This window comes from Bacillus sp. LB7, from assembly GCF_030449715.1.
GTDB classification, from domain to species: Bacteria; Bacillota; Bacilli; order Bacillales; family Bacillaceae; genus Bacillus; species Bacillus paralicheniformis.
This window is the reverse complement of sequence record NZ_JASGCA010000083.1, coordinates 1-203: the sequence shown is the minus strand read 5'-3', so window position 1 is coordinate 203 and position 203 is coordinate 1. Positions and strand designations below refer to the sequence as shown.

Annotated in this window: 1 protein-coding gene; it reads left to right on the top strand. The window is 43.3% G+C overall.

The annotated features are described in order from the left end of the window. Positions 1-203, top strand: a 203-nt coding sequence (locus QMZ64_RS23145) for a pre-toxin TG domain-containing protein (protein ID WP_301441643.1), incomplete at both ends; no start/stop codon positions are given.

Here is a 203-nt window from a genome sequence, read left to right as displayed (position 1 = left end):
TATAGAGTATTTAACGATACGCTTTACCGGGCATACATAGACGGTGATACAATCGTCAAGATAGAACCCGCCTACACCCTTCCAGAGAATGTGGAAAAAAGCGACTTTGCTAAATATTTCGATACGGCGATGGAATTTACAGGTGTGTATGATGCAGTAAGAGCAGCGTTTGGATACGACCTTGCGACAGGCGAAATCGTTAA